This is a genomic window from Thauera aromatica (genome assembly GCF_023093595.1).
Lineage (GTDB): Bacteria > Pseudomonadota > Gammaproteobacteria > Burkholderiales > Rhodocyclaceae > Thauera > Thauera aromatica_A.
The window spans coordinates 1-12,714 of the sequence record NZ_JALLIK010000063.1 but is presented as its reverse complement, the minus strand read 5'-3'; the positions used below and the strand labels follow the sequence as shown (position 1 = coordinate 12,714).

The 12,714-nt window shown below is 67.7% G+C and carries 10 protein-coding genes and 1 pseudogene; all 11 read right to left on the bottom strand.

Annotation, left to right across the window (positions count from 1 at the left end; translation table 11 throughout):
- On the bottom strand, positions 1–357 hold a 357-nt coding region (locus MXC99_RS01180), incomplete at its 3' end, for an acetyl-coenzyme A synthetase N-terminal domain-containing protein (RefSeq protein ID WP_282100115.1).
- 251 nt (positions 358–608) lie between these two features.
- On the bottom strand, positions 609–1,631 hold the full coding sequence (locus MXC99_RS01175) for a WD40/YVTN/BNR-like repeat-containing protein (RefSeq protein ID WP_247723801.1): 1,023 nt from the start codon (positions 1,629–1,631) through the stop codon (positions 609–611).
- A 13-nt stretch (positions 1,632–1,644) separates the two neighbouring features.
- A complete protein-coding gene (locus MXC99_RS01170; RefSeq protein ID WP_247723800.1) occupies positions 1,645–4,038 on the bottom strand; it encodes an efflux RND transporter permease subunit in 2,394 nt (797 codons plus the stop codon).
- An 80-nt stretch (positions 4,039–4,118) separates the two neighbouring features.
- Positions 4,119–5,861 carry a DUF1302 domain-containing protein gene (locus MXC99_RS01165; protein ID WP_247723799.1) on the bottom strand — a complete coding sequence of 581 codons (1,743 nt, stop codon included), beginning with the start codon at positions 5,859–5,861 and terminating at the stop codon, positions 4,119–4,121.
- Between the two features lie 88 nt (positions 5,862–5,949).
- Positions 5,950–7,317: a DUF1329 domain-containing protein gene (locus MXC99_RS01160; RefSeq protein WP_247723798.1), complete on the bottom strand. Its 1,368-nt coding sequence runs from the start codon at positions 7,315–7,317 to the stop codon at positions 5,950–5,952.
- 283 nt (positions 7,318–7,600) lie between these two features.
- On the bottom strand, positions 7,601–8,053 hold the full coding sequence (locus MXC99_RS01155; RefSeq protein WP_247723797.1) for a nuclear transport factor 2 family protein: 453 nt from the start codon (positions 8,051–8,053) through the stop codon (positions 7,601–7,603).
- A 59-nt stretch (positions 8,054–8,112) separates the two neighbouring features.
- Positions 8,113–8,499, bottom strand: coding sequence for a c-type cytochrome (locus tag MXC99_RS01150; protein ID WP_247723796.1), 387 nt, complete (start codon positions 8,497–8,499; stop codon positions 8,113–8,115).
- The gene (locus MXC99_RS01145; protein ID WP_247723795.1) at positions 8,499–10,025 is read right to left on the bottom strand and encodes a flavin monoamine oxidase family protein; all 1,527 of its coding nucleotides are present in this window, start codon (positions 10,023–10,025) and stop codon (positions 8,499–8,501) included. Before MXC99_RS01145 ends, MXC99_RS01150 begins: the two co-directional genes overlap by 1 nt.
- 294 nt (positions 10,026–10,319) lie before the next feature.
- Positions 10,320–11,291, bottom strand: coding sequence for a helix-turn-helix domain-containing protein (locus MXC99_RS01140; protein WP_247723794.1), 972 nt, complete (start codon positions 11,289–11,291; stop codon positions 10,320–10,322).
- A gap of 40 nt (positions 11,292–11,331) precedes the next feature.
- Entirely contained in the window at positions 11,332–12,369 is a 1,038-nt protein-coding gene (locus MXC99_RS01135; protein WP_247723793.1) for a TRAP transporter substrate-binding protein, read from the bottom strand.
- 117 nt (positions 12,370–12,486) lie between these two features.
- Positions 12,487–12,714, bottom strand: a pseudogene (locus tag MXC99_RS01130) (fumarylacetoacetate hydrolase family protein); the annotation flags it as partial.

Here is a 12,714-nt window from a genome sequence, read left to right as displayed (position 1 = left end):
GCGGTTGTGCACCCGGTCCTCGCCCCAGAACACGATCGCATCCTGGTCGTCGCGCGCGCGCAGCAGGTTCTGCGCGAAGTTCAGCCGCGCCTCGGGAAACCACTTCGCCCCCGGCATGCGATCGGCGTCGACCAGCACGCGCGTGCCGCGCGCGCCGATGACCCCGCCGCCGCTGCCCTCGCCGTCCCACACGCTGACCCAGAACTGCTCGGGCTGCGCCACCGACCAGGCGTACAGCGCACCGTAGTCGGGCAGGGACACGCCCCAGCGCCTCTCCGCCGCGAGGCGGAAGGCGGTGACGTTGGCGTTCGCCACGCGCTCGGCGGAGGGAATCCAGAGGGGGGTATCAGGGCTCATCGGCGACGGTTTCCAGGAGTTTTATCGTTCGCGCAGGGGACGAAGCGGACTCTATCGTTAAATTCGTTACTGGTCAATCAATTCACCAATAACGAATTTGATGCACCAACCCGCTTTCGCCGGCACCTTAACAGAGCCGTGCGCCCTCCGCCCGGCGGATCGGCCCGCAGGAGTGCCCCCATGCCGGGTGCGCAAAAAAAAACGGCCCCGCAAGGGACCGCAGACAGCGCACGCGGCCGCCAGGCCGCCACTCACTCTTCCGGCAACACACCATTCCGCGAAAATATCAGCGCCTTGCCATCGATCGCGAGGACCGCGGTCAAGCCGAGACGGTCTTCGCGCTGGCGTGCGGTAAACGTCCGCCCCCGGTCGCGGCTTTCCAGGCTCACTCCGTCCAGCCCGACCGCCCGCACGCGATCGTCGAGCTGGGCGAGATCGGTGATCGAGCTGCGCGTGGCGCCCCCGGTGGACTGCCAGCTGTCGCCGTGGTCGGCGCTGCGATAGATGCTGCCACGCAGACCGGCGACGATCAGGGTGCCGTCGTCGAGCGCGGTCCCGCTCCAGAACGTGCCGCGGTAGCCGGTCGGATGCCAGGACCAGGTCTCGCCGCCATCGGTCGAGCGCAGCACGCTGCCGCGCTCGCCGGCGATGAACAGATCGCCACGCGGGCTCTGGAAAATGCGCATCAGGTTGGCGTCGGCGCGCGTTTCGCCCGGCGGCGCGGGCAGCTCGACCTCTTCCCAGCTGCGGCCGCCGTCCCGCGTGCGCAGCATCAACGCCCACAGCCCGACCGCGATACCATTTTGCGGATCGGAAAAATGCACCGAGAACAGCGGCCGGTCTTCGGCGGTATCGACGCGCTGCACGCGCCAGGTCTCGCCGCCGTCGGCCGTGTGCAGGATCGTTCCCCAGTGCCCCACGGCCCAGCCGTGGCGCGCATCGGCGAAGCTGACCGCGGTCAGCATCGCGTTCGCCGGCACTCCCGAAGACTGGCGCCAGGTCCGCCCGCGGTCGTCGGACAGCAGCACCACGCCGCGGTCGCCGACGGTAACGATGCGCTCGCCCGCATGGGCCGCGGCGAGGATCATGGTGCGCTCGGCGAACGGCGAAGGCTCGGCGGCTCGGGGGGCGAAGGCCGCACTCCCCGCCGCGCTCCCGCCCGCGGCGTCCTGGGCGAAGGCCGCGGGCGCTGCCAGCAGCGACAGCGCGCCGGCGAAAGTAGCAACGAGCGCAGCGACGGTGCGCGTGCGACCCGGTTTCAGTTCGATGTCCATGCTTTCTCCCGAATCAGTGGGCCAGGATGCCGGGCGCCCGGACCGGGCCCTTGCGCGGGAACAGCCGCTCCAGCCAGACCGCGAAGGCGGGCAGCGCGGTCATCGCCATCACCATGTTGACCATGAACATGAAGGCCAGCAGCTTGCCCATGTCGGCCTGGAACTTGAGCTCGGAGAACATCCACGTCGCCACCCCGACGGCGAGCGTGATCGCGGTGAAGATGGTCGCGGTGCCGACCTCGAGGATCGAGTGCTCGAGCGCCTTGACGATGTGCTCGCCGCCGGCGAGGTGCAGCTGCAGCCGGTTGTAGATGTAGTAGGCGTAATCGACGCCGATGCCGACCGCCAGCACCATCACCGGCAGGGTCGCCACGGTGAGCCCGATCTCGAGTTCCTTCATGAACCAGTAGCCGATGAAGGTGCCCACGGTGAGCGGCAGGCAGCACGCAATCACGGCGCGGAAGTCGCGGTACATCAGCGCCACCAGGACCATGATCGCGGCGTACACGTAGAGCATCATCGGCAGCTCGGATTTGTGCACTTCCTCGTTGACCGCGGCCTGCACGCCGGCATTGCCCGAAGCGAGGCGGATGCGCACCTCGGCTTCCTGGTCGCGTGCGCGGAAGGCTTTCACTTCCTCGATCACGCGGTTGATCGTGGTCGCCTTGTGGTCGGTCAGGAACAGGTGCACTGCGGTCATGCTGCAGTCCTTGTTCATGAAGCCGCGCACGCGGCCGATCTCGGTCGCCAGCGCAGCGTAGTTGCCGGGGTCGATCGGCACCACCGACATCTTCGGGTTGCCCTCGTTGTAGCCCTCGTTGTAGGTGCGCAGCTGGCCGGAGAAGGACAGTGCCGACAGCACGCCGGGGACGTACTGCATGGCGGCGACGAAGCGATCCTGGTAGTGGCCGACAACGACGTTGTCGCAGGCCTCGGGCGGCGCCTCGAAGATCACCGTCAGCCAGTCGAGGCCGGTATCGTAGTTGGTCGCAATCGACACCGCATCGCGGTTGAAGCGCGCCTCGGCGCGCAGCTCGGGCGCGCCCGGCTGCACCGTGCCGATGACACGGTCGTGGCTCTGCCACACCGCGACCGCGAACACAGTCAGGGTCAGGCCGATCACGATCGCGGCGTTGCGCGGCTCGGCCACGCGCGCCAGCACGCGCAGCCAGCCCGAACGCTTCTCGCGCTTGAGCACCGCCTTGTCGGCGTACTCCTTGGTGAAGGTGAATAACGAAGCCGCCAGCGGCAGCATCACCAGGTTGGTGACGATCTTGTAGCCGACGCCGAGCGAGGCGGTGATCGCCAGTTCGCGCACCATCGGGATCGGGATCAGGATCAGGGTGATGAAGGAGACGAAGGCCGTCACCAGCGCCAGGGTGCCGGGAATCAGCAGGCCGGTGAAGCTGGCGCGGGCGGCCTCCTCGGTGGTTTTGCCGTGGGAGAGCTCGCGCACGATGAAGTTGATCTGCTGCACACCGTGCGAGACGCCGATCGCGAACACCAGGAAAGGCACCAGCACCGCGAGCGGATCGAGGCCGTAGCCGAGCAGCTTCAGGGTGCCGAACTGCCACACCAGCGAAGTCAGCGAGCACACGATCGGCAACAGGGTGAAGCGCACCGAGTGACAGTACCAATACACCGCGAGCGCGGTCAGCACCAGGGCGATGAGGCAGAATTCGAGCACCGCCGAGGCGCCGTCGGCGATGTCGCCAATCTGCTTGGCGAAGCCGATGATCTGGATCTCGAACTGCGCGTCCTCGAACTTCGCCCGCAACTCCTCGAGCAAGTGGTTGTAGGCGACGTAATCGAGCGCCTGGCCGTCGCGGTCGGCCTCGTGCAGTTCGGCGACGATCATCGCGCTGCTCTGGTCGCGCGACACCAGGGTGCCGACGAAGCCGCCCTGGCTCGCCGCGCGCTGGATCCCGGCGATGATCTCGGCATTGAGATCGGGCGGCGTGATGGTGCCGGAGATCAGCGGGTCGGCGCGAAAGCCCTCCTCGGTGATCTCGTTGACGAAGGAATTCGGCGTCCACAGCGACTGCACGCCGAGACGGTCGATGTTGGGCAGGAAGCTGACCGCCTGGGTCACTTCGTACAAACGCTCGAGCCCGGCCGGCGTCCAGATGCTGCCCTCGCGCGCCTTGACCACGATGTTCAGGCGGTTGGCGCCGAGCACGTCGTCGCGGTACTGGTTGAAGGTCTGGATGTACTCGTGGCCGATCGGCATCTGCTTCTCGAAGCCCGCGTCCATGCGCAGCTGCAGGGCGTAGTAGCCCATCAGCGCGGTGAACAACGCGAGCAGGACGAGAATGCTGCGACGAAAACGGAAGCACAGATCTTCCAGCCAGCGCAGGTACTTGGTCAGGAAGCTGTCAACGTCGCTGACGCTGAAAGGATTGAGCATGGTCGGGCGTACCGGTCTGGGGTGGGGTCAAGGGGGATGACACCTGCCGGGGGCGGCTCGAACCGCCCCCGGGGCGCCGCTCAGAAGTTTCTCGAGATGAAGCCGCCGATGAAGTCTTGATCCTTGTAAGGCGCACTGAAGGAGTGATCGCCGCCCCAGAAGGTCGTGTAGTTGATGCCGGCCTGCCAGGTCATCGGGTTGCGGTTGAACAGCACGTAGAAGTTGGCCGACTTCGCCCCTTCCATCCAGTTCGCCATGAAGTTCGGCGTGTTGCCATCCACCGCGTGGGAGAAGAACACGCCCGGGATCACCTGCCAGCCGGGGATGATCGTGCTGTCATAGACCAGGCTGAAGTCGAACATGTAGCCCCACGACAGCTTGTCACCCACGCCTTTGGGCGCGGTCCATGCGCCGGAGGCCGGCAGCTGCTGGTAGGTGATGCCGTTCTGGGTGCGGGTGAACACCTTGTCCTTGTTCACCCCCGGATAGGCGATCGCGACCGCTTCGCCGAGGAAGGTGGCGGTCTGCGCGCCGACCAGATCGAGGAACCAGCCATGGTCGCCCGGCGTCAGGCTGAGAATGCCGGTGAGATGGAGCTGGTAGCGCTCCTTGTCGATCGAGCTGTTGCACTCGACGCCATACTCGAGGCCGTCGCCGCTGCCGTCCATGTTCATGCACGCGCCCAGGGACACCGCATCGTCGGGCCGGTACGACAGTTCCGCACCGACCGCCCAGTTGCCGATCGACGTGTTGGCGCTGATGCCGTACAGCTCGCGGTCCTCCTCGAAGTACATCCGCGTGCCGCTCACATCGCGGTTCCAGTACTGGACGTTGGGGGTCTTGTCGTGGAAGCGCTGGTAGTAGAAGCCGAGATCGACGTCGACGCCTTCCGGGCGGTACTTCAGCGACACGCCGAACTGGCCCGAATCGTCCGGCTCATCGTCGCTGAGCACCGGGAAGGCGGTGCCGTCGGCGATCATTTCGGCGCGCTTCGCCGCCAGCGTCGAGCGCGTCACCCGCCCGCCTTCGGCGAGGATCTGGCTGGCCGGGTCGGGAGCGAAGTAGAGGAAATCGTCGCGCCCCTTGTCGAAGGTGTCGCTCTGCGAGAAGTACGTGCCCGAAGGCGGGAAGCTGTAGGGCTTCCACTGGAACTGGTAGTAGGCCTCGAGGTTCAGCCCATTGCCCAGGCCGGCAGCGAAGCTGATCGCCGGCGACGGCAGGAAGGCCTCCTTGAGCTGGACCCCGGGCGAAGACAGGCGCTGCAGGTCCATCGCGACGTTGGAGTTGATGCCGCCGATCATGAACAGGCTCTCGCCCCAGCTCACCACCTGGTTGCCGAAGCGCACCCGGCCGCGGCGCTCGCCGATGTCGAATTCCTTGCTCACCCACAGGTCGTAGAGGCGCACGTACTGACCCACCGCACGCTTGGCATCGCCGTCGAGCGGGGTGCGCGCAGTCTCGTCGGCAGCGAAATCGTACAGCCAGCCGACCCGGCCCATGAACTTCCACTCGTCAGGGAAGCTCAGCAACAGCTCGTGCGAGCCCTTCAGGTGGGCGGTAAACAAGTCGCCCTTGTCGTAGTTCAGCCTGCCGTCGTCGCCGTTACCCCACACCGCGGTATTGGCGCGATCGCCGCAGGAGGTGGACACGTCGCCATGATGGCTGCAGCTCTGGTCTTCGACGCGCTGGCCGAAACCCAGGGTGAGGGTGGAGTCGAGCGAGCCGCGGACCGAACCGCTCTCGAACTGGAAGGCGTGGACCGCGGGAGCGCAGGCACCGGCGACAGCCAGCCCCAGCACCAGTTTTTTCAACTGTGTCGTCATGATCGTTCTCCGCAGAGCGGCCCGCCGGGCCGGATGGCGGCCGCGGCGAGGAAGCTCGGGTGAGGTTCAGGAAGGAAAGGGCCGGCGCTCAGCGGTCGCTGATCGCGCGCAGGTTGTCGGGGGTGTAGAACGCGTCCTTGAACTTCGGATCGTCGGCCTCGACCGACCACGACATGTCCTTGCCGGCGCCCATGCCGGCCTGATCGAACAGCACCCGTCCGGAGTTGAGGTCGTACTGGACGAAGGCCGGGTTGTCGCAGGAGCCGGTCTCGGCGACCGGGATCACGAAGCTCTCGCGCATTTTCCACAGTTTGCCCTGGGCATCGTAGTCCTCGGCGGCCATCAGCGACCACGAGTCCTCGTCGAAGTAGAAGCGGCGCTTCGGCGCGACGTGACGCACGCCGTCCTTCACCGTCGCTTCCACCACCCACACCCGGTGCAGCTCGTAGCGCGTCGCCTTCGGATCGACGCCGTCGGCGGTGATGACCTTGCGGCGATCGACGTTGGGGTCGTACATGCCGAAGCCGCCGTAGCCGATGTACATCTCCTTCTTGCCCACCAGCTTCCAGTCGAAGCGGTCGGGCGTGCCGTTGAACACGCGCGGCTCATCGAGCGTGTACTGGTTCTCGAAGCCGACCTGCGGCGCGTCGTAGGAGTAGCTCGGCATGCGGCGCACGCGGCGCTGGCCGGGGAAGTAGTAGAAGACGTCGCTGGTCTTGTTGAGGTAGGAGCTGACGATCAGCGCCTGTCCGGCGAGCGCGGTCGGCGAGGTGTAGTTGAAGTAGGTGTGGTACTCCACCGGCGGCAGCTCGCTCAGCTTGTGCGAACCCTTCTTGCCCCACGGATAGTAATAGGCCTGGGTGGAGCCGGCCTCGACCCAGTCGCCCCCGCTGCTGCGCGGCGAGAGCATGATCCACAGCGCCTTCATGTCGAGACCCACCCCGACGTACTTCATCTTGGCGTTCCACAGCACTTCGATGCCGCTCTTGGGCAGCGGGAAGGGGACGCCGGGCACGGTGGCTTCGGCCAGGCTCCAGCCGTCGGCGCCGATCTTCGCGGCGCCGACGTTGGCCTTGGTGTTGGCCTGGACGAAATCGGGCGACGAGCAGTAGCGGCGGCTCGGATAGACCTCCAGCTTGTAGTTCTTGAACGCCTTCATCACCGCGATCTGGCCTTCGCTGAGCTTGTCGGCGTACTTGTCGGCATTCGAGGCGTCGATCGTGAACAGCGGCTTGTCGTCCTTGTACTTGAAGAAGTCGACCCGCGGCTGGCCGTAGGTCCAGCCCGGCTTCAGCGCGCCGCCCTCATCCCACGCCGGGATGCTGCCGTCGCGGTTGGCCGCACGTTCACCACCGAGCGGGGTGAGCTCCTTGCCCAGGCTGGCGGCATCGGCAGCCTGGGCGGCAGGCCCGGCCAGCAATGCGCAGGCGAGCGCAGTCAGCTTGAAGAACTTCATGGATGTCTCCTCTTCTCTTGGATTTTGTTCGGACGAGAGCCGGCATGTGCCGGCACCCTCCCCGCCCGTCGGCGATGAACGTCGCCCCGATGAACGTCGTCCTCTTCGTCCCCTTTCGTCCTCTTCGCCAGCCTTGCGGACCGGTGAATGCCGCTAGACTAGACCCGCGGTGTAAACCGCCTTTTGGTGAAATGTGCCGATTTGTGCGCAGTTGTAGCGGACCCGATACAGCCCGCCAACAGCGGTCGCGCACGGCACTGTCACTGCCGGCGCGACCGCCGCCTTACATCCGCCCCATCAGGTAGGTTTCCGCCACCACCCGCCAGCCCGGCGCCTTGCGCGCCCAGACGAACAACGCCCGCACCTGGTAACGGGGCGCGGAGGCATCGTCCGGCGCGCAGTCGTAGGTCACGAACGAATAGCCCAGCGCGCCGGACTGGCCGCGCGCCGGGTCGGGAGTCAAGGTGCAGCTGCGCGTGGTCCTGACGATCTCGGCGATCACCGGCATCAGCGCCGCGCGCCCACGGACCGCCGCCGGACTCCCTTCGCCGGTCAGCACGATGTCGTCGTCGTAGAGCTCGCGGAACCAGCGCGCGCCGTCGCGCGCCTCGATCGCCGCTTCGACCGCGCGATAGCGCTCTGCGAGCGCGGCATCGAAATCAGCGGCATCGTCGGCGATCGCCGCGCTCGACAGTGCGCAGGCGGCAAGCAAGGCGGATAGGGTGGGGAATTTCATGAGCTCCTCCGGGCCGGGAACGGCCGTTGATCGGGAAAAATCGGCTTTGCCCGGGCGCCTCAGCGCCGGGCCTCGAGGTAATCGATCACCGCCTGGCGCGCCACGGGATCCTTCAGCCCGGCATAGGCCATCTTGGTGCCCGGCGCGTAGGCCTGCGGATCTTCCAGCCACTGGTGCAGTTCGGCTTCGGTCCAGCGCCCTGGGCGTTTTTTCAGTGCGCGCGAAAAGACGAAGCCGGGGGCGGCGGCGATATCGCCGCCGAACACGCCGTAGAGGTTGGGCCCGACTCCGTGCGCCCCGCCCGCACTCACCGCGTGGCAGGGCGCGCACTGCACGAACGCGGCCCCCTCGCCTGTCGTCCCCTCGCCCGCCGCCTGCACGGCGGCCGCCAGCCCGCAAAGGACCACCGCCGCCGCGCGGCGGCGGATATTCGTCGTCATCGCCATCACGCGCTCCTGCCCCGGCCCTCGCGGCGCAGCTCGGCGGCCACCGCCTGCCCGACCTGCAGGCCGGACTCGATCGCACCGTCGATGAAGCCGCGCCAGCCGGTGGCGATGTCGGCGCCGGCGAAGAACAGCCGCCCCTCACGTGCGCGCAGATCGTCCAGATAGGCGCCGAACTGCTTCGGCCGATAGGTGCACCAGGTGCCCTGGGAATAGGGATCGAGCGCCCAGTCGTAGCCCAGCACCTGCTCCACCGTCAGGTGGGGCAGGAACCTGCGGATGAACGGCTCCACCGCTTTCGGGTCGTTGAGGTCGATCTTGCCGCCGGCGGGCGGACCGAAAGCCACCAGCACGCCGCCCTCCTCGCCGGCCTGCTCGGTGAACACCATCGTGAACAGCTCGGTCTCGGGGGCGAAGAAGAGCAGCGTCTCCAACCGCCCCCTGACCTTCAGGTACAGCTTGTGCCCCTTGCCAGCATGGTGCTCTTTCGCCATCGCCTGCTTGGCGGCGCGCAGCGGCGGGGAGAACTCGATCATCCCCGTGGTGTTGACCGGCACGCTGAGGACGGCGTAGCGCGCGTCGATGCGCGCGTCCTCTTCGGTGACCAGCGTCACGCCGGTGGCCGACTGCTTGACTTCGGCAACCGCCGTCGCCAGCCGGGTCTCGAAGCCGCCGTCTTCCACCATCCGTTCGATCAGCGCCGCAGTGCCGTCCTCGAGCTTGTAACGCGCGCAGCTGTACAGCAGCCGGGCCGCATCGCCATCGACCAGCGACCACCAGCGCAGCATCTCGGTATAGGCGGCGGTGTCGATGCGGCCGTGGCAGTTGGTCGCCATCATCGCGTTCATCAGGTCGCGCTGGGCCGGGCTCATCTCGATCTGCGCCATGCGGTCGGCGATCGACAAGTGGTCGAGGGCGCGCCCCGCGGCCGACAAGCCGGGGACGAAGGGGCGCGCGAAGACCTTGCCGGTATCGGCGTGAAAGCGCTTGAGCGCATCCTCGAGCAGGGCCCAGTTCTCCATCACCGGGATCTCCAGCACCTTGCCTGCCGACATCCACAACACCCGCTCGGGGTGGGCGACGCCCGGCGACTCGGCGATCTCCATGCCGTAGCGCATCACTTCCGCCCACACATGGGGCTGGGAGTAGTGGATCCAGGTCCCCCCGAGCTCGACCTTCTTGTCGCCGAAATTCGAATAGAAGGTCCGCCCGCCGAGGCGGTTGCGCGCCTCGAGCAATACCACCTTCGCTCCCCGCTGCGCCAGCTCGCGCGCCGCGGTGACCCCGGCAAAGCCGCCGCCGATGACGGCGACGTCGTAGCGGGCATCTCCTGGCGCACTCCGTGGTGCACTCGTCGCCGCATGTGCGGAAAGCGGCAGCGCGGTGGCTGCGGCAGTGACCGCCGCAGTCTTGAAGAAGCGGCGGCGGGAAGGATCGGGCGTCCCGACGCCAAGCTCCGGCGGGGTCGCAGTGGCGGCAGGAGCGGCGGGGTCGCCCGCCCCCCGGCTGCGCGGTGGCGGAATGTTCATGCCGGCTGTCTCCTCATTGACCGCCACGATCGGGCGCGGCGGTTCGTTTCCAAGCGATGCGGGGGCCCGAGGGCCACCCGGGAGACAGTCTAGGACGCGCCCGCGCCCGCCCGTTATCCACTTTCGGCAGGAATTCATGCTGCACCGCACACTCCCCGCTACCCGCCGGGAGGGGGCGCGGATCTGCGGCGGGCGGCGCGAAAATGCACGGCGGCGACGCCGGATCGAGGGAAGACGGGCGCCGCGGCGGAAACCTCGGAGGTGGCCGCGGAGGCCGCCGTCACGACCTTCGGCTCAGCGCCCGGCGCCCATCGCGGCCCGGCGGCGGGTCACGGAAGGCAGCTCGCCGAACAGGCCGCGGTAGTACCCGGAAAACCTCGGCAGGTGCCAGAACCCCCAGTGCGCGGCGATGTCGCCGATCGCGGCCGCCGGCTCGGCGGTGCCGGCGATCAAGTCGCGGCGGGCGCCGTTGAGCCGGACGCAGCGCAGGAACTGTGCGACGCCGAGGCCGGCGAGGTCCTCGAACGCATACTGCAGGGCGCGCCGCGACACGCCGAAACGGTGACAGAGCTCGGCCACCGAAGGGGGCGCGCCCGGATGGTCGAGGACGTATTCGCGCACGCCGCGCACCAGCCGGCCCCGGGCGCTGGGCTGGAGCGCCCATCGATCGCGCGCCGCGCCCGGCGCGAGCAGGTCGAGGGCGAGCGACAGCACATCGTCGCGCATCGCCTGACGGCTGGCCTGGAAATCGAGCAACTCGGGCTTGCGTTCGAGCGCGCAGAGGATTTCGAGCAAGCCATGGCGCAGCCGCCCGGCCGCGGACGGGCGCACCAGCACGCGCGAGCAGGCATCGGCAAAGCCCGCGCGCAAGGCCTCGCCGCCCTGCCCGGCCGCCTCCAGGAGCAAGGACTCGGCGACGCTCGCGGAGACGATGTCCATGCCGCCGCGGCAGAACATCTCGAACTCCCGCCCTCCCGGCAGGCAGGTCACGGCGTCACCGGCCAGCGGCATGCCGCAGTAGAGGCCGGCCCGGCCCGGCGGCACGGGAACGCCGATCGACACCATGCCCGGCGCGTTGGCACCGCTGGTGAACACCGACTGCGAGCCTTTTTCCCACAGGAGTTCGAGGCCGGGGCCGATCCAGACTTCGCGGACCCGACCCTCGAACAAGCCCGGCGTCATCTGCTCATAGACCGCCGACCAGGCCGTCAACTCCCGACCCAGCTCGGCCACGTCCCGGATCGGCGTACCGTGCCCGGCATTCATCCGACCACCCCCATCCGCCCCGGACAGGAAGGCGCCACGCCTACTTGCTGTACTTCTTCACCAGGCTGCGCGCGGTATCGAGCATTTCCTCGCCGGGCAGGCCCTTGGCGCTCATTTCCTTCGCCCAGTCGTCGGCGAGGCGCTCGCCGAGGGCCAGCCATTCGGCCGCGGTGTCGGCGGGGATGGTGTTGAAGCGGTTGCCGTGCTCGACCGCCTGCTGGCGCGCGGCGGCGGCCGAGTCGTCCCAGGCCTTGCCGATCGAGGCGGAGAAATCGGCCCCGGAGTTGGCGTCGATCACTTTTTTCAGGTCGTCGGGCAGGCTCGCGTACGTGGTCTTGTTCATCGCGATGATGAACGACGTGGTGTACAGCGCCGGCAGGGCGGGGTCCATTTCGGAGTGGTACTTGGTCAGCTCGTGCAGCTTCAGGGTCGGGATCACCTCCCACGGCAGCACATAGCCGTCGACCACCCCCTTCGACACCGCTTCCGGCGTTTGCGGCGCCGGCATCGCCACCGGCGTCGCCCCCAGTTCGGCGAGCATGCGGTTGGTGAGGCGGGTCGGCGCGCGCATCTTCAGCCCGCGGAAGTCGGCCGGCTTTTCGATCGGGCGCTTGTTGTTGTGGATCTGACCGGCGTCATGTACATGAAAGGCGAGCGGCTTGACCGCGGCGAATTCCTTCGCGCCAAAGCGCTGCGCATATTCCCACGCCGCCCGGCTCGCGCCCTCGGCATCGCGGATCAGGAAGGGCAGGTCGAACACCTCCATCGACGGGAAGCGCCCTCCGGTATAGCCGGGCAGCGTCCATGCGATGTCGGCCACGCCGTCGGCGACCTGCTGGTAGAGCTGGCCGGGCGTGCCGCCGAGCTGGGTGCCGGGAAAGATCTGGCACTTCAGGCGGTTGCCCGACTCGGCGGCGATCTTGTCGCACCACGGCTCGAGCACCTTCTTCTGGCTCATCGCCGTCGCCGGCCAGAAATGGCCGACCTTCAGGGTGATGGTTTCCTCGGCCTGGGCCGCGGCGGAGCCGAACAGCATCGCCGTGGCGGCCAGGAAAGAGCTCAGGGTGTGCTTGTTCATGTGGGATTTCCTCGAAGTGACAAGACAGGCGAACGACGCCGGGGCCGAACGCGAACGCCTGCCGGCAGCCTTTTTCGGGCTGCCGGCAGGCGTATGGAACCGGACCGCGCAATGCGCTCAGGCCTTCAGCGCGACGACGCGATTTTCGATCGTACCAAAAATGCTCTTCCCTGCCGCATCGAACATCTCGATGCGCACGGTATCGCCGTCGCCCATGAACGGGGTCGCCGGCTCGCCCTGCTCGATGGTCTCGTAGGTGCGCAGCTCCGCCAGGCAGCAGTAGCCGACACCGCCGTGCTCGATCGACGAGCCCCACAGGTCGCCCTGCTTGTTCGACACCGTCCC

Bases quoted from the DNA above. Each gene is read 5' to 3' on its own strand.
- MXC99_RS01135 (WP_247723793.1), bottom strand. From the start codon at position 12,369: ATGAACAAGCACACCCTGAGCTCTTTCCTGGCCGCCACGGCGATGCTG.
- MXC99_RS01140 (WP_247723794.1), bottom strand. From the start codon at position 11,291: ATGAATGCCGGGCACGGTACGCCGATCCGGGACGTGGCCGAGCTGGGT.
- MXC99_RS01160 (WP_247723798.1), bottom strand. From the start codon at position 7,317: ATGAAGTTCTTCAAGCTGACTGCGCTCGCCTGCGCATTGCTGGCCGGG.
- MXC99_RS01175 (WP_247723801.1), bottom strand. From the start codon at position 1,631: ATGGACATCGAACTGAAACCGGGTCGCACGCGCACCGTCGCTGCGCTC.
- MXC99_RS01150 (WP_247723796.1), bottom strand. From the start codon at position 8,499: ATGGCGATGACGACGAATATCCGCCGCCGCGCGGCGGCGGTGGTCCTT.
- MXC99_RS01155 (WP_247723797.1), bottom strand. From the start codon at position 8,053: ATGAAATTCCCCACCCTATCCGCCTTGCTTGCCGCCTGCGCACTGTCG.
- MXC99_RS01170 (WP_247723800.1), bottom strand. From the start codon at position 4,038: ATGCTCAATCCTTTCAGCGTCAGCGACGTTGACAGCTTCCTGACCAAG.
- MXC99_RS01165 (WP_247723799.1), bottom strand. From the start codon at position 5,861: ATGACGACACAGTTGAAAAAACTGGTGCTGGGGCTGGCTGTCGCCGGT.
- MXC99_RS01145 (WP_247723795.1), bottom strand. From the start codon at position 10,025: ATGAACATTCCGCCACCGCGCAGCCGGGGGGCGGGCGACCCCGCCGCT.